The organism is Pseudomonas sp. Sample_23 (assembly GCF_004307595.1).
GTDB lineage: Bacteria > Pseudomonadota > Gammaproteobacteria > Pseudomonadales > Pseudomonadaceae > Aquipseudomonas > Aquipseudomonas atacamensis.
The window spans coordinates 1-16,755 of the sequence record NZ_RCNX01000102.1 but is presented as its reverse complement, the minus strand read 5'-3'; the positions used below and the strand labels follow the sequence as shown (position 1 = coordinate 16,755).

At 61.3% G+C, this 16,755-nt stretch carries 17 protein-coding genes; 5 read left to right on the top strand and 12 right to left on the bottom strand.

Going from position 1 to position 16,755, the window contains the following annotated elements; genetic code table 11:
- Window positions 1–22: 22 nt before the first annotated feature.
- From pepN to D8U82_RS26500, 6 genes are read right to left on the bottom strand one after another with little or no spacing between them, the layout of a single operon-like run.
- Window positions 23–2,680, bottom strand: coding sequence for an aminopeptidase N (gene pepN / locus D8U82_RS26525; protein ID WP_130888658.1), 2,658 nt, complete (start codon window positions 2,678–2,680; stop codon window positions 23–25).
- Window positions 2,681–2,690: 10 nt separating this feature from the next.
- Complete coding sequence (locus D8U82_RS26520) at window positions 2,691–3,521, bottom strand: DUF2797 domain-containing protein (RefSeq protein WP_024012501.1); 831 nt, start codon at window positions 3,519–3,521, stop codon at window positions 2,691–2,693.
- Complete coding sequence (locus D8U82_RS26515) at window positions 3,518–3,778, bottom strand: DUF1315 family protein (protein WP_130888659.1); 261 nt, start codon at window positions 3,776–3,778, stop codon at window positions 3,518–3,520. Before D8U82_RS26515 ends, D8U82_RS26520 begins: the two co-directional genes overlap by 4 nt.
- 35 nt (window positions 3,779–3,813) lie before the next feature.
- The gene (locus D8U82_RS26510) at window positions 3,814–4,683 is read right to left on the bottom strand and encodes a rhomboid family intramembrane serine protease (RefSeq protein WP_130888660.1); all 870 of its coding nucleotides are present in this window, start codon (window positions 4,681–4,683) and stop codon (window positions 3,814–3,816) included.
- On the bottom strand, window positions 4,680–5,651 hold the full coding sequence (locus tag D8U82_RS26505; RefSeq protein ID WP_130888661.1) for a metallophosphoesterase: 972 nt from the start codon (window positions 5,649–5,651) through the stop codon (window positions 4,680–4,682). Before D8U82_RS26505 ends, D8U82_RS26510 begins: the two co-directional genes overlap by 4 nt.
- Window positions 5,651–6,541: an NAD(+) kinase gene (locus D8U82_RS26500; protein WP_016774212.1), complete on the bottom strand. Its 891-nt coding sequence runs from the start codon at window positions 6,539–6,541 to the stop codon at window positions 5,651–5,653. The genes D8U82_RS26505 and D8U82_RS26500 overlap by 1 nt, the downstream gene beginning before the upstream one ends.
- Window positions 6,542–6,655: 114 nt before the next feature.
- On the opposite strand from D8U82_RS26500, the gene D8U82_RS26495 reads away from it, so the two are divergent.
- The gene (locus D8U82_RS26495; protein WP_130888662.1) at window positions 6,656–7,606 is read left to right on the top strand and encodes a DUF1853 family protein; all 951 of its coding nucleotides are present in this window, start codon (window positions 6,656–6,658) and stop codon (window positions 7,604–7,606) included.
- 111 nt (window positions 7,607–7,717) lie between these two features.
- Here the strand turns inward: D8U82_RS26495 and D8U82_RS26490 are convergent, their stop codons facing one another.
- Both D8U82_RS26490 and D8U82_RS26485 read right to left on the bottom strand, forming a co-directional pair.
- Window positions 7,718–9,001 carry an arsenic transporter gene (locus D8U82_RS26490; protein WP_016774211.1) on the bottom strand — a complete coding sequence of 428 codons (1,284 nt, stop codon included), beginning with the start codon at window positions 8,999–9,001 and terminating at the stop codon, window positions 7,718–7,720.
- A gap of 149 nt (window positions 9,002–9,150) precedes the next feature.
- On the bottom strand, window positions 9,151–9,708 hold the full coding sequence (locus D8U82_RS26485; protein WP_024012496.1) for an NAD(P)H-dependent oxidoreductase: 558 nt from the start codon (window positions 9,706–9,708) through the stop codon (window positions 9,151–9,153).
- Window positions 9,709–9,891: 183 nt separating this feature from the next.
- On the opposite strand from D8U82_RS26485, the gene D8U82_RS28550 reads away from it, so the two are divergent.
- Complete coding sequence (locus D8U82_RS28550; RefSeq protein ID WP_016774209.1) at window positions 9,892–10,122, top strand: hypothetical protein; 231 nt, start codon at window positions 9,892–9,894, stop codon at window positions 10,120–10,122.
- Window positions 10,123–10,207: 85 nt separating this feature from the next.
- The gene (locus D8U82_RS26475; protein WP_130903269.1) at window positions 10,208–11,101 is read left to right on the top strand and encodes a LysR family transcriptional regulator; all 894 of its coding nucleotides are present in this window, start codon (window positions 10,208–10,210) and stop codon (window positions 11,099–11,101) included.
- Here the strand turns inward: D8U82_RS26475 and D8U82_RS26470 are convergent.
- The 4 genes from D8U82_RS26470 to D8U82_RS26455 all read right to left on the bottom strand — a co-directional run bounded on the left by D8U82_RS26470 (window position 11,067) and on the right by D8U82_RS26455 (window position 14,254).
- On the bottom strand, window positions 11,067–11,681 hold the full coding sequence (locus D8U82_RS26470) for a GNAT family N-acetyltransferase (RefSeq protein ID WP_016774208.1): 615 nt from the start codon (window positions 11,679–11,681) through the stop codon (window positions 11,067–11,069). The genes D8U82_RS26475 and D8U82_RS26470 overlap by 35 nt on opposite strands.
- A gap of 292 nt (window positions 11,682–11,973) precedes the next feature.
- Window positions 11,974–12,732, bottom strand: a complete 759-nt coding sequence (gene dnaQ, locus D8U82_RS26465; protein WP_024012494.1) for a DNA polymerase III subunit epsilon — start codon at window positions 12,730–12,732, stop codon at window positions 11,974–11,976.
- 202 nt (window positions 12,733–12,934) lie between these two features.
- Window positions 12,935–13,405: a ribonuclease HI gene (rnhA, locus tag D8U82_RS26460; protein ID WP_007910572.1), complete on the bottom strand. Its 471-nt coding sequence runs from the start codon at window positions 13,403–13,405 to the stop codon at window positions 12,935–12,937.
- A gap of 90 nt (window positions 13,406–13,495) precedes the next feature.
- On the bottom strand, window positions 13,496–14,254 hold the full coding sequence (locus tag D8U82_RS26455) for a methyltransferase domain-containing protein (RefSeq protein ID WP_130903268.1): 759 nt from the start codon (window positions 14,252–14,254) through the stop codon (window positions 13,496–13,498).
- A 66-nt stretch (window positions 14,255–14,320) separates the two neighbouring features.
- On the opposite strand from D8U82_RS26455, the gene gloB reads away from it, so the two are divergent.
- Window positions 14,321–15,088 (top strand): hydroxyacylglutathione hydrolase, encoded by a 768-nt coding sequence (gene gloB / locus D8U82_RS26450; protein WP_130903267.1) that lies wholly within the window; start codon window positions 14,321–14,323, stop codon window positions 15,086–15,088.
- A gap of 99 nt (window positions 15,089–15,187) precedes the next feature.
- Window positions 15,188–16,651: a transglycosylase SLT domain-containing protein gene (locus D8U82_RS26445; RefSeq protein WP_130903266.1), complete on the top strand. Its 1,464-nt coding sequence runs from the start codon at window positions 15,188–15,190 to the stop codon at window positions 16,649–16,651.
- Window positions 16,652–16,755 lie beyond the last annotated feature (104 nt).

Below are 16,755 nucleotides of genomic sequence, written 5' to 3'. Positions count from 1 at the left end.
CGCCCCAAACATCTAATCGGCGTTAAGCCAGGCTCTTGCTCACCACTTCATAGACGTCACTGGACAGCGACCCGGACGCCAGAATGCGTTCCAGCTCAGCCTTCATCAGAGCCTGGCGCGCGCTGTCGTATTTGCGCCAGCGAGTCAGTGGGGCCAGTTGGCGCGAGGCGATCTGTGGGTTGAAGCCGTTCAGTTCGATCACCAGATCGGCAAGGAAGCGATAACCGGAACCGTCCGCCGCGTGGAAGTTGATCAGGTTCTGCCCGGCGAACGCGCCGATCAATGCCCGCACCTTGTTCGGGTTCTTGATGTTGAACGCCGGGTGCTGCATCAACGCCTTCACCCGCTCCAAACCGCCCGGCAAGGTGCTGCCGGCCTGCACGCTGAACCACTGATCCATGACCAGCGGATTGTCCTTGAAGTGCTCGGCGAAGCTGGCCAGGGCGAGGGCCTTCTGTTCTTCGAACGGCGAGTTGACCAGCACCGCCAGCGCAGTCAGGCGCTCGGTCATGTTGTCGGCGGTCTCGAACTGCTCCAGCGCCGCCGCCAGCACTTCCGGCTTGCCGCTGAGCATCAGGTACGACAGGGCAATGTTCTGCAAGGCGCGACGAGCGAAGTGCTCTGCCTCGGCGACGTACGGAGTCTTTTTCGACAGATCGCGATTGGCCTGATAACGCAGCCACAGCGCTTCGAACAAGCCTTCGGCGAGTTGCTTGCGGGCGAACTCGCGAGCGACATGAATCGCCTCGACGTCAGTCACTTCGCTGATCTCGGTGAGATAGGCCTCACCCGGCAGCGAGAGCATTTCGGCAACCATCGCCTGATCCAGCGACTCGTCGGACAGCACCGTGCGCAGCGCCGACACCAAACGCGGATCGAGCTTCAGGCTCTCGCCTTTCTGATGTTGGCCGATCAACTCTTGAAGCACTTGCACCGACAATTGCTGACCGGCATCCCAGCGATTGAAACCGTCGCTGTCGTGCTGCATCAGGAACATCAGTTGATCGCGGTTGTACGGGAAGCTCAATTTCACTGGCGCCGAGAAGCCGCGCAGCAGCGACGGCAAAGGCTGTTCGTTGATGTCGACGAAAGTGAAGGTCTGCTCGGCTTCGGTCACCGAGATCACTCGGGTGGTACCTTGTGCCGAGGCTTCGCCAGCCAGACGCAGGGCGATTTCATTGCCCTGGCTGTCGAGCAGGCCGAGCTCGACCGGAATCACGAACGGCAGTTTTTCTACCTTGTCCGGGGTCGGCGGGCAGCTCTGGCGGAAGGTCAGGCTGTAGGTTTTCGCCGCAGCGTCGTAGGACTCGCTGACGGCCAGACGCGGTGTGCCGGCCTGGCTGTACCAGCGCTTGAACTGGCTGAGATCAACGCCATTGGCATCTTCCATGGCCTTGACGAAGTCGTCGCAGGTCACGGCCTGGCCGTCGTGGCGCTCGAAGTACAGATCGCTGCCCTTGCGGAAGCCTTCTGCGCCCAGCAGGGTGTGGATCATGCCGACCACTTCCGAGCCCTTTTCGTACACGGTCAGTGTGTAGAAGTTGGAAATCTCGATGAAGCTGTCCGGACGCACGGCGTGGGCCATCGGCCCGGCATCTTCGGCGAACTGGTGGGTACGCAGGTACGCCACGTCCTGAATGCGCTTGACCGTCGCCGAGTTCATGTCCGATGAGAAACCGGCATCGCGGAACACCGTGAAACCTTCCTTGAGCGACAGCTGAAACCAGTCGCGGCAGGTCACGCGGTTGCCCGACCAGTTGTGGAAGTATTCATGGGCGACGATCGCCTCGACCCGCTGGTGCGCGGCGTCGGTGGCGGTTTCGGCGCGGGCCAGCACGGCGCTGGAGTTGAAGATGTTGAGGCCCTTGTTCTCCATCGCGCCCATGTTGAAATCGTTGACGGCGACGATCATGAAGATGTCCAGATCGTACTCGCGACCGTAGACCTCTTCGTCCCAGCGCATGGACTTCTTCAGGCTGTTCATCGCGTGCTGGCACTTGTCGATGTTTTCCGGCTCGACATAAATGCGCAGCGCGACAGTGCGCTGGCTCATGGTGGTGAAGGTGTCTTCGACGCACCACAGATCACCGGCGACCAGCGCAAACAGGTACGCCGGTTTCTTGAACGGGTCTTCCCAGGTCGCCCAGTGCCGGCCGTCTTCGCCGGGGCCGGAAGCGATCGGGTTACCGTTGGAGAGCAACACCGGGTAGCTGTGCTGTTCGGCCACGACGGTGGTGGTGAACTTGCTCATCACGTCCGGGCGGTCGAGGTAATAGGTGATCTTGCGAAAGCCTTCGGCTTCGCACTGGGTGCAGAACATCGTGCCGGACTTGTACAGGCCTTCCAGCGCGGTATTGGTTTCCGGATGGATGCGCACGCTGGTGTCGAGGGTGAAGGTTTCACTGGTCGGCTGCAGGGTCAGGTGACTGTCCGAGACTTGATAGTCAGCGGCGGTCAGCTCCTGATCCGCCAGCGTCACCGACAGCAGCTCAAGTTGCTGGCCGTCGAGCACCAGCGGCGGCAGTCCGGCGCCACGTTCAGGGTTACGGCGCATCACCAGTTGCGCGTGAACCAGGCTGTGGTCCTCGAACAACTCGAAGGTCAGGTGCGTTTCGTCGATCAGGTACTCGGGCGCCTGATAGTCCTTGAGGTAGATCATCTTCGGTTGTTCGGTGCGCATGCTGGAATCCTTATTGATGCACGGCGAGCTGGTAAGCCGTGTATTTACGAATGTTGATCACGCCGGTGTCGAAGATCAGGTACTGACCCTTGATCCCCAGCAGCGTGCCTTCGGCAATCGGGTTCTTGTCCAGGTTGAAGCTGACGATTTTCGCCGGGTATTGCTCGACGGGATAGCGGATTTCCAGCGGTTCGACATCGGCAATCGTCTGAATCGCCTGTAGGCCGAATCGCTCCTGCAACCCTTGCAGGCCCTCAGCGCAGCTTTCGAACAACTGATCGCGCACCTGCGCCAGATCCACCGCCGCCGCATCGCCCTTGAGCAGTGCGCGCCAGTTGGTCTTGTCCGCCACCTGACTGCGGAACAAGTCTTCGACAAAGCCCGATTGCTGCCGTGTCGACACGCGCATGATCGGCAGCGCCTGACTCGCGCCCTGATCGAGCCAGCGGGTCGGCAACTGCGTGGCACGGGTGATGCCGACCTTGATCCCCGACGAGTTGGCCAGGTAGACCACATGGTCGGTCATGCAGAACTGCTGGCCCCACACCGGATCGCGGCAGGTGCCGGCGTCGAAGTGGCAGCGCTCCGGGCTCATGATGCACAGGTCGCACTGCGCCAGTTTGGTCATGCACGGGTAGCAATAACCCTGACTGAAACTGGTTTTGGTCTTGCGCCCGCAATGGGTGCAGTGGATCGCCCCCAGGAATTCCAGACGCAACGTGCTGCCGATCAACGGATTGACCGGCACCTCGACGTCATCCAGACGAAACGCGTACTGCACGTTCGGCCCGTCCAGACGCGCCGACATTTTACTGATTGCACCGCGGCCAATCTCGATCAATGGATGGCATCCGACTTGAACAGGATGTTCGGCACTTCGATCGACTTCGACGCACACTCTTGCGGGCCCATGTAGCCAGTACGCTGGTCTTCCGGCAGGTTCTGGATTTCCCAGGCAATCATCGCCTGCAACGACAGCTCGCGCTGTTCGGCAGTGAGTTTGTTGCCGTCGGACCATTTGCCGATTTCCACGGCCAGTTTCAGGCTTTCGTAGATGTCCGGGGTGATGGTGCTGATCATGTCGTTGAAAGAGGACATCAGGGTCTCCGTGCTCTTTACTGAAACAAAAAATGTTAGACGGCCAGTTTACGGCGGTTATACAAACCGCCCAACAAACCGGTGAAGCATCCGATGAGTAACCCGCTCAGGTGCGCGGCGTTGGCGATCTGGCCGAAACCGATCAGCGAAATCAGCCCGGACATGCACACCACCAGCCACACCAGCATCATCACCAGCACGCCGCGCGGCAAACGATAGGCCGGGTTCGGCGCCAGCAACTGGAAAATCCAGCAATGCCCGAGCAAGCCGTAAAGCACGCCGGACAGCCCACCAAACAGGCTCGGGCCGCTCCAGACGAACTGCGCGTAGTTGGACACCAGACTGAACAGCAGCGTCAGGCCGATCAGGTTGATGCTGCCCTGGCGCGACTCGATGCGCCGCCCCAGCTCCCAGTACCACATGCCGTTCATGGCCAGATGGAGGATGCCGAAGTGGATCAGCATCGGCGTGACCAGCCGCCACCACTGCCCCGCCGCCAGACTGTCGGCCAGCGGCGTGAAGTGGATGTACTCGCCGATCACGCGAAAATCGAGGAAGGTCAGCCAGCGCAGGGTCTCGAGATTTTCACCGAGAAAGGTCAGACCGCCGACAATCAGGCTCAACAGCAGAATCAATCCGGTGGCCCTGGCGTGTTTCAGCTGCTCGGCGAAGCTCGGGCGCTTGAAGGTCTGGCCCACGGGAATGTCCAGTTGCTGATCCGGGTCGCCGGCCGGGAAGCGCTCGTACAAGGAACGCACGTCCTCGCTGATTTCCTCCGGCGCCCACAACACCTGTTCGCCCGCCTCTTCGCTGACCCGATGGGGCACTTGCATGCGTTGCAGCAGTTTGACAAAACCGCTCAAATCCACCGCCAACGGCAGGCGCAATACCGCTACCGCACTCATTGCAGGACCTCCGGCCGCTCGACATCGACCCAGACGAATTTTTGCGGATCCAGGCGCGTTTCCTCGTCCAGACGATAGGCCACCAGTTTGCCGTAGAGCACCGCACTGTAATCCAGGCACGCGAGGTTCGGGCGGATCGGCGCCGGTTTGCCGCTGCGCCAGTAGTGGCCGACGAACAGCAACGGCTCGTCGACGCCATAGCGCAGCAGGGAATTCTTTTCGGTTGAAGTCAGCGGCGTCTGCGCGACAGGTTCCGGCAGTGCATCGGGCTGGAAGACGATGTCGCCGTAGGTTTTCGGATCGTCTTCCCAGAACTTGGTGCGGAAGAACGAACGCACCAGACCGTCGCCGCTGGTCATGGTCAAGCCACCGGGCAGGCGCATGTCGGTGCCGCGCAGCAAGCGGTCGAACACGGTGCAGGCGAAGCTGCCGGGCACCGCCGAGGCCTGGAGGAAATGCTCATCGACGCAGCCATTGGGGAACAACGCCCGCAGCGGCTCGATCAGACCGGCGTCCCAGCACGCATGGACGACGCGGAAGCGCCGGGCATCGACGAACAGCGGCAGCTCGTAGAACCATTGCTGGAAGTCATGCCAGTCGCCGGGATGGTCTTCAAATTGAGTCAGGGTTTCCTGCAACAGCCGCGCATGGCGTTTGGTGTGTTCGCGCACGAACTGCTTGCCGCTGCCCGGTGGCGCCGGGGTGACCCAGCCGAGCGCATTGAATTCATGGTTGCCCATGATGCACAGCGCCTGCCCTGCTTCGACCATGTCGTGGACGATGTGCAGCGCCTCGCGAATGCGCGGGCCACGGTCGATGATGTCGCCGACGAACACCGCCATGCGTGACGGATGCCGCCAGACCCCGCCCTGCTTGTGATAACCGAGACGGTCCAGCAAGTGTTCGAGGGTCATGGCGCATCCGTGCACGTCACCGATCAGGTCGTAACTGCGCGCGGGATCGAGCATCAGTCGCCTCCGCCCCCCAGCTTGCTGCCCCAGCCAAGCTTGGTGCGGCACACCTCGTAGTAATTGTGATCGAGCGGATGAATCAGGCGCAGCTTCTGTGCCTTTTTGCTCACGGTAATGGTGTCGCCCGGTGCGCAGGTGAAGTGGTTCTGGCCGTCGCAGGAGACCTGCGGGTAGATCTGCATATCTTTGGACACGACGATTTTCAGCTCACTGTTGCCATCGACCACGATCGGCCGTCCCGACAAGGTATGGGGGTACATCGGCACAATCACAATAGCGTCGAGCTTGGGATGCATGATCGGCCCGCCGGCAGACAAGGCGTAGGCAGTGGAGCCGGTGGGCGTGGCGACGATCAGGCCGTCGGCCTTCTGGCTGCAGACAAACTGGCCGTCGATGTACAGCTCGAATTCGATCATCCGCGTCGATTTGCCCGGGTGCAGCACCACGTCGTTGAGCGCATCGCCCTGGCCGATGGCCTCGCCATGGCGACGCACTTCGGCTTGCAGCAGGAAGCGGTTTTCCACCAGATAGTGGCCGTCGAGCACTTCGGCGACCTTGATTTCCAACTCGTCCGGGCGAATATCGGTGAGGAAGCCGAGGCTGCCACGGTTGATGCCGAGCACCGGAATATTGTGTTTGGCCAGCGCCCGCGCGGCGCCGAGCAGGCTGCCGTCACCGCCGACGACGATGACCATGTCGCAGACTTCGCCGAGCATCTTGCGCGACGAAGTTTGCAGGCCGTGGCCGGGCAGGACTTCAGCGATGGTGTCTTCGAGGATCACATGCAGGTGACGGTCGAGCAGAAAGCGTTTCAGTCGGCGGACGGTATCCAGCACCTGGGAGCTGCCCAGGCGACCGATGATGCCGATATTACGAAATTGCTCCATGGGACCTCTGCGGACAATCGAAAACGCGAAAACCCGATTATGGGCGAAAGCGCCAGATAGACAAAATCCTTTCAGCCTCAAGGGTGCGCTCAGGTTTAAGGCTATGCTCGCAAGATGATCCTGTTTCCCGACTTGTTGCAGTTGCCCCATCAGTTACGCCATCCCGAAGTGCGGGACCTGGCGTGGGTGATCCTCGCGCCGCCGATGCTCGCCGCTACACCGTGGCCGCAGCGCCATCCGCTCGCCGGCAGCGACTGGGTGCACGACCCGCAGCGTCTCGAACACTGGCTGCGCCAGCTCGACCACGACAGTTACGGCCTGCTGCAATGGCTGGCGCAGGCGCGCACCCGCCGTCTGGGCCTGTATTACGAGCGCCTGTGGCAGTTCGCCGTCTCGCATGCGCCGGGCATCGAACTGATCGCCGCCAACCTGCCAATCCGCCGCGCCGGGCACACCCTCGGCGAGCTGGACATGCTGCTGCGTGACCGCGACGGCGTGCATCATCTGGAACTGGCGATCAAGCTCTACCTTGGCCCGCAGGATGGCAATGGCCGCGATCCCGCGCAGTGGCTGGGGCCGGGTTGTCATGATCGGCTGGATCGCAAACTGGCGCATCTGGCCGAGCATCAATTGCCGATCTCGGCGCGCCCGGAAAGCCGCGAAGTGCTCGCGGCGCTGGATATCGAAACCTTCAGCGCGCAGCTGTGGCTGGGCGGTTATCTGCTGTATCCGTGGCCCGGGCAGGCCGAGTCACCGCACGGCGCGCATCCGCAACATTTGCGTGGCAGTTGGCTGCATCAGAAGGACTGGCCGGCGTTTGTCGCCCAACGCCCGCCGGGCCGCTGGCAACCCCTGCCCCGCCACGCCTGGCTGGCGCCGGCGCATTACCCGGCGGATCAGGTCTGGGCGGACGAACATCTGCGCTTGTGGCTGGAAGACCTGCCAGCACTGGCCCCGGCGCAGTTGATGGTGCGCCTGACCGAGAATGCCTTGGGCGAATGGGAAGAGGCGGAGCGGTTGTTTCTGGTGGCGGATCTTTGGCCGAATGTGCCGGGGCAAACCTGAGATTTGTGGTGCCTGAACTGGCCCAATCGCTGGCAAGCCAGCTCCCACAGGTTTCGCGGTGAATACAAATCCTGTGGGAGCTGGCTTGCCAGCGATCGGGCCCACCCGGGTCTACAGCGAAAGCCGCACCGCCAGCGCCGCCAACGTCACCAGCAACACCGGCACCGTCAGCACAATCCCGACGCGGAAGTAATAGCCCCAGCCGATGTGAATGCCCTTGCGCTCCAGCACATGCAACCACAACAAGGTCGCCAGACTGCCGATCGGAGTGATCTTCGGCCCAAGGTCGCTACCGATGACGTTGGCGTAGATCATCGCTTCTTTGATCACGCCGCTGGCCTGACTGGCGTCAATCGACAGCAAGCCGATCAGTACGGTTGGCAAGTTGTTCATGATCGACGACAGCAGCGCCGTCAGCACCCCGGTGCCCATGGCCGCGCCCCACACGCCGTGGCCGGCGAACACATCCAGCCATCCGGCGAGGTAACCGGTGAGCCCGGCGTTGCGCAGGCCGTACACCACCAGGTACATGCCCAGCGAGAAAATCACGATCTGCCACGGCGCTTCTTTCATAACCTTGCGCGTGGAGATTTTGTGACCGCGCGCAGCGATGCCCAGCAGCAGCGCGGCGCACACGGCAGAAATCGCGCTGATTGGAATGCCCAGCGGTTCCAGAGCGAAGCAGCCAATCAACAGGATCACCAGCACCGCCCAACCGGCATAGAACGTCGCCTTGTCGTGGATCGCGGTTTGCGGGTTTTCCAGTTGTGCAGGATCGTACGCCGCCGGGATGTCACGACGGAAAAACCACAGCAACATGCCCAGCGTCGCCGCCACGCTGACGAAGTTCACCGGCACCATCACCGCGGCATAGCGGTTGAAGCCGATGTGGAAGAAGTCCGCCGAAACGATGTTGACCAGGTTCGACACCACCAGCGGCAGGCTCGCCGTATCGGCGATAAACCCGGCGCCCATGACGAATGCCAGCGTCGCCGCCGGTGAAAAGCGCAACGCCAACAGCATCGAAATCACGATCGGCGTGAGAATCAGCGCCGCGCCGTCATTGGCGAACAACGCCGAGACCAGCGCACCGAGCAGCACCATGAAGGCAAACAGTTTGCGCCCACTGCCCCGCCCCCAACGCGCCACGTGCAGCGCTGCCCAATTGAAAAAGCCAGCCTCGTCGAGCAACAGGCTGATGATGATCAGCGCCACGAAGGTGCCGGTGGCGTTCCAGATGATCTGCCAGACCAGCGGGATATCCGTGAGGTGGACGACGCCGAAAATCAACGCCAGCACGGCGCCCAACGTTGCACTCCAGCCGACGCCTAGACCTTTGGGTTGCCAGATGACGAGGGTGATGGTCAGCAGGAAAATCAGTGACGCAGCGAGCATTCGCAGGAGCCTTCAAATAGCGAAACGGGTGGAAATCGAACGAATGTGGGAGCGAGCCTGCTCGCGAAAGCGGTGTGTCAGACGTGAAATTGTTATCTGACAGTCCGCCTTCGCGAGCAGGCTCGCTCCCACAGTGAGTTTCGGTAAGTTTATTTCTTGTGTTGCTCGACGAACTGGCCGTACGCATCGATGAATTTCTGCAGGAACGGCTTCACCGAGTCGCTCAGCTTGCCCGCTTCATCAAACGCGTTGCCCGCACCGCCCAGATACGCTTCCGGCTGTTGCAGGCAGTGAATATCGAGAAAAACGAAGGTCTGACGCAGGTGCTGGTTGGCGCCGAAGCCACCAATGGCGCCTGGCGATACGCTGATCACCGCACCGGGTTTGCCGCTCCAAGCGCTCTGGCCATAAGGGCGCGAACCGACGTCGATGGCGTTCTTCAACGGTGCCGGGATCGAGCGGTTGTACTCGGGGGTGACAAACAGCACCGCGTCGGATGACGCCACTTTCTGACGGAAAGTGCTGTAGGCTGCCGGCGGAGAAGCGCCGTCGATGTCTTCGTTGTACAGCGGCAGCTCACCGATTTCGACAATCTCGAGCTTGAGATTGGCCGGCGCCAGTTCGGCGAGGGCCAGTGCGACTTTGCGATTGATCGATGCTTTGCGCAGGCTACCGACCACTACAGCGACGTTGTAGACATTGCTCATGGATGACTCTCGATGGTCCGTGGGAAGAGTCGCTAGTTATAGATGATCCAGTGACGCTTTCACCAGTGGTCATTGGTTTTTCCTGCGCGGCGAATATTTTTTTCCTGTAGGAAAACTTACCGAGCTTGGTGACGGTCTACAAAGCCGCAAATCAAGCGTTTTATCTCCAGAGGTTCTAAGCAGATGGCAGCAGTACTCGTCGGTCAGTTTCATGCAAGAGATGCGGAAGGCCGCGTTTATTCCGTGCATGAATTCCAGGAATCGAACCCGTCTGCAGACGGATCCACTGGCTCGGAGCCCATTTACAGACTGGCTATTGGCGATCGGGTCAATAAGGTCAGTGACAGCGAGTTTCTCCTGGTTCAATCAGGCATTACCCTGATTCGCGAACCTGAGCCAACCGTCGCTCAATAACCCAGCGTTATGAGCAGAAGTCATGCGAGCGGACTTGGGGTAGGATTCAGCGTCTGACCCCACCTGCTGAACATGGACTTCACGCATGCGTTTACGCCACATCGAAGTGATTCAGGCGCTCTTGCAGACCGGTCACCTGGGCACCGCCGCCGAATGGCTGCAATTGCCGGTGACCGAGGTCGAAGAGCGCTTGCGCGAAGCCGAGAGTCAGCTGGGGTTCATGCTGTTTGCCAGCGTTCGCGGGCGCCTGCAATCGACCCCCGAAGCGCGCGCTTTGCAGGTGGAAATCGCACACGTTTACGAGGCGCTTGAGCCGGTGCAGCGTCTGGCCAGCAGCCTCAAGCAATACCTCGCACCACCCCTGCGCATCATCGGCACCCCGCCGCTGGCCCAGCAATTGCTGCCACAAAGCCTTGCGACTCTGCGTCGGCGCTTGCCGGACGCACCGTGCAGCCTGCTCAGCGCGCCGACTCGCGACATCGTCCGCAGCCTGTTACTGCGCGAAAGCGATCTGGGCCTGAGCCTGCACGATCCCGAACACCCCGATATCCACTGCCAGCCGCTGGCCCAGGGCAAGCTGCAATTGCTCGCGCCGCACGGCTGGCTGCAACCCAAGCAGAAATACATTTCCCTCGCGGATCTGGCCGGTCAGGCCATGGTCGGTCTCGAAGGTCAGGATCCGCTGAGCCCGGCACTGGAAAACAAACTCCAGGCCCTGCGCCCGGCGCCAAGCATCCAGACCCGCGTGCAGACCCATCAGATGATGCGCAGCATGGTCGAGGCCGGCGAAGGCCTGGCGATCGTCGACCCCTTCACCGCGGTGGGCGCCCGCGCCGGTGGGCTTGACGTCTGCCCGCTCTCACCGGCTGTGCCGATCAACCTCTACGCCCTGACCTTCAAACATGCCACGCCGTCGGCGGCGATTCAGACACTGCTGACCATCGTCACGGAACAAGCCGAGGCGATGTTGTCGAGCTGAGTGGTTTTTCCAGCGGATTATCGAACAGGCGATACCAGAACAACGCGACTTCAGCGGTATGCGGATCGATGCCGCGATAGCGCAACTGGTCGATGCCGCCGATCACATAACCGCAGCGCTCATACAGCCGACAGGCGCCGAGATTGTTGTTCTGGGTTTCGAGCATGATGCCCGGCAGCTTCTTCTTGCGACTCCAGAACTGCGCGACATCGAGCAACGCCTTGGCCACGCCGTGGCGACGGGCCGGGGCATGCACCGCCAGTTCATCGATGTGGGCAAAGCCGTTCCAGTTGGTGCTGATCACCAGGTGACCGACCGGCTCGTCGTCCAGGTACGCCATGAAAATCGCACTGTCGGGCGCGTTGTGAAAGGCGCTGAATTCTTCCGGATCGATGCCGTAGCACTTGCGGTACGGCACGATTGGCGTCACCGGCCATTGCTCGACCGGTTTGCCGATCACGGCAGCGCCGTAGGCCGCGACCTCGAAACTGAAGTCGCTGCCCCAGATATACGGCGCAAAACCTTCGTCGGCGACCCGCACCGACAACCCTGGGTATTTCGGATTCATGACCGGTTGCATACTGGGAAAAGTCCTCATTCCTTGACGCAGCCGACGGTGTCGACCTTGCTGTCGCGATGGATGATTGCCAGCGCAAATTTCAACTCTTTGTACATGAGGCTCAGTGTCCTGAGGCGGCAGATTTGCACCTGACCAGTGCACTCAGGGTAGAGGGTTGCGACGAATGTGGCGAGAGTGGCAACTTGGCTCCATGTCGCCAAACGCAAAAAATCGCTGCCTTCCTGGTCCCTACTATGGAATGCAATCCCGGTAAGAACTGCCGAAGGCTGCGATCTTTTGATCTTCGGGTTTTTCAGGCCTGCGCATCAGCCTCGGCAATCTGCGTCCACAACGCCGGCGCTCCCGCCGATTTGGCGATGATTTCCAGCCGCACCAGATGCGCCGCCAGTTCTTCTTCAGTCGCCCGGATGATGCGTGCTGGCTGGCGATCGACCGGCAGGCGGCGGATTTCGGTAGCCGAGTTGTCGGCGCCCTCGCCCGTGCCATTGCCGTCGGACGCGTTGCCAGCCAGCGACAGGCTGGTCTGGCCGCCGGTCATGGTCAGATAGACGTCGGCGAGAATCTCCGAGTCGAGCAAGGCGCCGTGCAGTTCACGGCCGGAGTTGTCGACGCCGTAACGCTTGCACAACGCATCGAGGCTGTTGCGCTGCCCCGGGTGACGTTCCCGAGCCATCATCAGGGTGTCGAGGATCGTGCAATGCTGGGTGATGTCGGCGCGATCGTGCTGGCCCATCAAGGCGAATTCGTTGTTGATGAAGCCAACGTCGAACGCCGCGTTGTGGATGATCAGCTGTGCGCCCTGGATGAACTCGAAGAACTCATCGGCAACTTCGGCAAAGCGCGGCTTGCCGACGAGGAATTCGTTGGTGATGCCGTGCACACCGATCGCACCCTCGTCGCTCTCGCGATCCGGTTGCAGGTAAACGTGGAAATGCCGGCCCGTCAGGCGCCGACCGATCAGTTCGACGCAACCGATTTCAATGATCCGGTGACCATCGGTCACCGGCATGCCGGTGGTTTCGGTATCGAGTACAACGGATCTGGTGGCCATCAGTGCTCAGCTCTCAACGGGTCAATCGGGCAAAGGCGCGGATGTTAACACGCTCGGCGGGGTGTTTCAGTCAGACCGTGGCGGGTCCTTCGCGAGCAGGCTCGCTACCACATTGGAATGCATTCCAATTCAAGGCCTGGAATACATTTCCCTGTGGGAGCGAGCCTGCTCGCGAACGGCCACGCCACGGTTAGAAGCGAAATCAGCTCTGCTTGTAACCACGCACTTCGTCAACGCCGCGATTGGCCAGTTGGTCCGCCCGCTCGTTACCATGATGGCCAATGTGCCCGCGCACCCATTTCCAGGTGACTTTGTGGCGATTGACCTGCTCGTCCAGCTCTTTCCACAGATCGGCATTCTTCACCGGCTCTTTCGCAGCCGTTTTCCAGCCGCGCTTCTTCCAGTTGGCCATCCACTCGTTGATGCCTTTCATCACGTATTGCGAGTCGGTGACCAGCAGCACTTCGCAGGGGCGCTTGAGCGCTTCGAGGCCACGAATCGCGCCGAGCAGCTCCATGCGGTTGTTGGTGGTGTTGGCCTCGCCGCCCCACAGTTCCTTTTCGACGCCCTTGCACACCAGCAGCGCGCCCCAGCCGCCGGGGCCGGGGTTGCCCTTGCAGGCGCCGTCGGTGAACAGTTCTACGGTGTCGACGCTTTCCACGCTTTCGCTCATGCCAGTCTTTCCAGAAAAATGCCTGTCCTGCCAATCACGGATCGACAATGACCGCGGCCGGGACAAGCCCGGCCACAAATAAAAGAAGATTTACGGTTCGATGCGGCGGCGGTTGACCTTGGCCATCGGCAGCGGAATCAGCTTGCCCATCGGCTCGCGACGTTCCTGGCGCAATGGCCGCAGCCCCACCACGATCTTGCGCGCCACCAGCAGATAGAAGCCACCGCCGGACAATTGCCAGTCACCGGCCTTGCGTTCCCAGCCGGCCAGACGGTTCTGCCACTTGGGCGACGCGAGCGGCGGACGATAGCACCCGAAGCGGCGTTTCTCCAGCGCGAAGCCCAGCAGATTGAGCCAGTCGGCGACCCGCGACGGCGAGATGCAGCGCGCCTTGCGCAGGGCATCATTGGCGAAGAAATGCCGCAGCCCCCAAGTGCTCCAGGGGTTGATGCCGATGATCAGCAGATGCCCGCCGGGGCGCACGCTGCTCGCCGCTTCACGCAGCAAACCGTGGGGCGACAGGCAGAAATCCAGGCCATGCTGCATCACCACCACGTCGGCGGCGTGCTCGCTCAACGGCCAGGCCTGCTCTTCGCAGACGATCTCGACCCCGGGCAACGGCGCGCCAAGACGCACGTTACGCTGCACCTGCGGCGCGGTCGGCGGGGTTTCGGCGGACGGGCCGTAATGCACAAGATAACCGCCGAAGAACCGGCCGAGCTCGTCGTCGAGCATGCGCCGCTCTTCATCCAGCAGAAATTGCCCGAGCGGCCCCGACAGCCATTCGCGGGCGGCGCTGATCAATGCCAGCCAGTCGGGATCGGCCTGAGCGAACGCTTTATCGGTCATGTCATTCTCCAACGCGCCAGGAACTACTAAGATGCGCCAATGTTTTCCGCTTGGCGAATTCCGACGATGATACAGATCAGTGCCCTGCTCGCGTTCACCGACAACTACATCTGGTTGTTACAGGATCATCAGACCCAGCGCTGTGCGGTGGTCGATCCGGGCGACGCCGCCCCGGTGCAGGCGTGGCTTGACGCCCATCCGGGCTGGGTGCTCAGCGATATTCTGATCACTCACCATCACCATGACCATGTCGGCGGCGTCGAGCGCCTGAAAGCCGCGACCGGCGCCAAGGTCTACGGCCCGGCCAGCGAAAGCATTCCGGCGCGTGACGTAGCGCTCAAGGACAACGACAGCGTCAGCGTGCTCGGCTGGGACTTCGACGTCTATGCGGTGCCCGGTCACACCCTGGGGCACATCGCCTATTACCACCATGGCCTGCTGTTCTGCGGCGACACCCTGTTCGCCGCCGGTTGCGGCCGGTTGTTCGAAGGCACACCCGAGCAGATGTACCGCTCGCTCAGCCGTCTTGCGGCCTTGCCGGAAGATACGCTGGTTTACTGCACCCATGAATACACCTTGAGCAATCTGAAATTTGCCGCCGCCGTCGAGCCGGGCAACCCGGACATCGCCGCCCGTCTGGAAAAGGTCACCCAGCAACGGCAGAACGGCGTGATGACATTGCCGTCGACTTTAGCCCTGGAAAAGCTCACCAATCCGTTTTTACGCACTTCTGAAACATTGGTTACACAAAAAGTGGACGAACGGGAAGGCGCTCAAAACCGGGAGCCGAGCGAGGTATTTGCGGCTCTGCGGGCATGGAAAGACAAGTTCTGACAAGCGCGCCGGCCGGGACAAAAATTCTCAATGGTTGACCGCAGGGGGTGCGCTTTCTAGAATCGCCCGACATTTTTGCCCGGAACTTACTTCCAGCCAATGTCGTCATCCATACGTAAGTCCGTCAATTCAGATGCTTTGACCCGCCTGGCGCAAGCCATCGCGGTGGCTGTGTCCGCCACGCTGGCGGGTTGCTCCAGCCACGCTCCGCAGACTGAAGCGACGCATACGCCGAACATTGCTGCGCGAGCCAAGCAGAAGCCTATCTGGCTGACCGAGAAGCCCACTCCCGTGGCGCCCCAGGACATCTGGGAACGCATGCGTCAGGGCTTCCAGTTGCAGCAAGGCCTTGGCGTCAATCCGCGCATCGAGCAACAGCGCCTGTGGTTCGCCAGTAATCCCTCTTTTCTCGAGAATGCCGGCGAACGCGGCAGCCTCTACATTCATTACATCGTCGAACGCCTCGAAGAACGCAACATGCCGTTGGAACTGGCCCTGCTGCCGGTGATCGAGAGCGCGTACAACCCGATGGCCTACTCCCGCGCCGATGCGGTGGGCCTGTGGCAATTCATTCCGTCCACCGGGCGCTACTTCAACCTGCGCCAGACGCGTTTCTACGACGGTCGTCGCGACATCACCGCTTCGACCACCGCAGCGATGGATTACCTGACTCGCCTGCACGACATGTTCAACGGCGACTGGCTGCTGGCTCTGGCGGCCTACAACGCCGGTGAAGGCACCGTCAGCCGCGCGATCGAGCGCAACGAAAAGCTCGGCCTGCCCACCGACTACTGGAACCTGCCACTGCCGGCGGAAACCCAGGCCTATGTGCCGAAGTTGCTGGCGCTGTCGCAAGTGGTGCTGGCACCGGAAGCCTACGGCGTCAACCTCAATCCAATCGCCAACGAGCCGTACTTCCAGGTCGTCGAAATCAACCAGCGCATGGACCTGTCCAAGGTCGCTGCGGTGGCGAACATCGATGAAGACGAACTGTTCCAGCTCAATCCGGCGTTCAAACAGCGCACTACCATCGACGGCCCGCAGCATCTGCTGGTGCCGACGTCCAAGGCGCAACTGCTGACCGCGAGTCTGCAGACCATGCGCCCGGACGAACTGATCAGCCCGCGCTCGCTGAAACCGGTGTTCGAAGGCGCCGATCCGTCGGAAGTGGCACAGCTCAAGCGCGCCTATCGGGTCAAGCGTGGCGACAACCTCGGCTCCATCGCCAAGGCCAACAAGGTCGAAGTCAAGGATCTGCAGCGCTGGAACAAGCTGACCGGCAAGAACCTCAAGGTCGGCCAGACCCTGGTCATGCAGGACAACACCAAGCGTGCACCGGCGCGCAAGTCCGGTCGGGTCAACACCGTGGTCGCGGCGAATACCAAGAGCAAAGGCAAGGACGAGAGCAAGCAGCAGACCCGGTACAAGGTCAAGCGCGGCGACACCCTGTATGTGGTGGCCAAGCGCTTCAACGTCGAGATGCAACATCTCAAGCGCTGGAACCCGGGTGCGGGCAAGGCGTTGAAGCCGGGGCAGATGCTTACGGTTTATCAGCCGCACTGACAGAAGAGCCCCTGAATTCAGGGGCTTTTTTTGGATGAAGTTTTTGGTGTGCTTTAGATCCATCCCCCTCACCCCAGCCCTCCCGAAACGTCGGACCGCCCCCA

Excerpts from the sequence above, each read along its gene's own strand:
- pepN (WP_130888658.1), bottom strand. The coding sequence starts at position 2,680 with ATGCGCACCGAACAACCGAAGATGATCTACCTCAAGGACTATCAGGCG.
- D8U82_RS26515 (WP_130888659.1), bottom strand. The coding sequence starts at position 3,778 with ATGTCCTCTTTCAACGACATGATCAGCACCATCACCCCGGACATCTAC.
- D8U82_RS26510 (WP_130888660.1), bottom strand. The coding sequence starts at position 4,683 with ATGAGTGCGGTAGCGGTATTGCGCCTGCCGTTGGCGGTGGATTTGAGC.
- D8U82_RS26505 (WP_130888661.1), bottom strand. The coding sequence starts at position 5,651 with ATGCTCGATCCCGCGCGCAGTTACGACCTGATCGGTGACGTGCACGGA.
- D8U82_RS26500 (WP_016774212.1), bottom strand. The coding sequence starts at position 6,541 with ATGGAGCAATTTCGTAATATCGGCATCATCGGTCGCCTGGGCAGCTCC.
- D8U82_RS26495 (WP_130888662.1), top strand. The coding sequence starts at position 6,656 with ATGATCCTGTTTCCCGACTTGTTGCAGTTGCCCCATCAGTTACGCCAT.
- D8U82_RS26490 (WP_016774211.1), bottom strand. The coding sequence starts at position 9,001 with ATGCTCGCTGCGTCACTGATTTTCCTGCTGACCATCACCCTCGTCATC.
- D8U82_RS26485 (WP_024012496.1), bottom strand. The coding sequence starts at position 9,708 with ATGAGCAATGTCTACAACGTCGCTGTAGTGGTCGGTAGCCTGCGCAAA.
- D8U82_RS28550 (WP_016774209.1), top strand. The coding sequence starts at position 9,892 with ATGGCAGCAGTACTCGTCGGTCAGTTTCATGCAAGAGATGCGGAAGGC.
- D8U82_RS26475 (WP_130903269.1), top strand. The coding sequence starts at position 10,208 with ATGCGTTTACGCCACATCGAAGTGATTCAGGCGCTCTTGCAGACCGGT.
- D8U82_RS26470 (WP_016774208.1), bottom strand. The coding sequence starts at position 11,681 with ATGCAACCGGTCATGAATCCGAAATACCCAGGGTTGTCGGTGCGGGTC.
- dnaQ (WP_024012494.1), bottom strand. The coding sequence starts at position 12,732 with ATGGCCACCAGATCCGTTGTACTCGATACCGAAACCACCGGCATGCCG.
- rnhA (WP_007910572.1), bottom strand. The coding sequence starts at position 13,405 with ATGAGCGAAAGCGTGGAAAGCGTCGACACCGTAGAACTGTTCACCGAC.
- D8U82_RS26455 (WP_130903268.1), bottom strand. The coding sequence starts at position 14,254 with ATGACCGATAAAGCGTTCGCTCAGGCCGATCCCGACTGGCTGGCATTG.
- gloB (WP_130903267.1), top strand. The coding sequence starts at position 14,321 with ATGATACAGATCAGTGCCCTGCTCGCGTTCACCGACAACTACATCTGG.
- D8U82_RS26445 (WP_130903266.1), top strand. The coding sequence starts at position 15,188 with ATGTCGTCATCCATACGTAAGTCCGTCAATTCAGATGCTTTGACCCGC.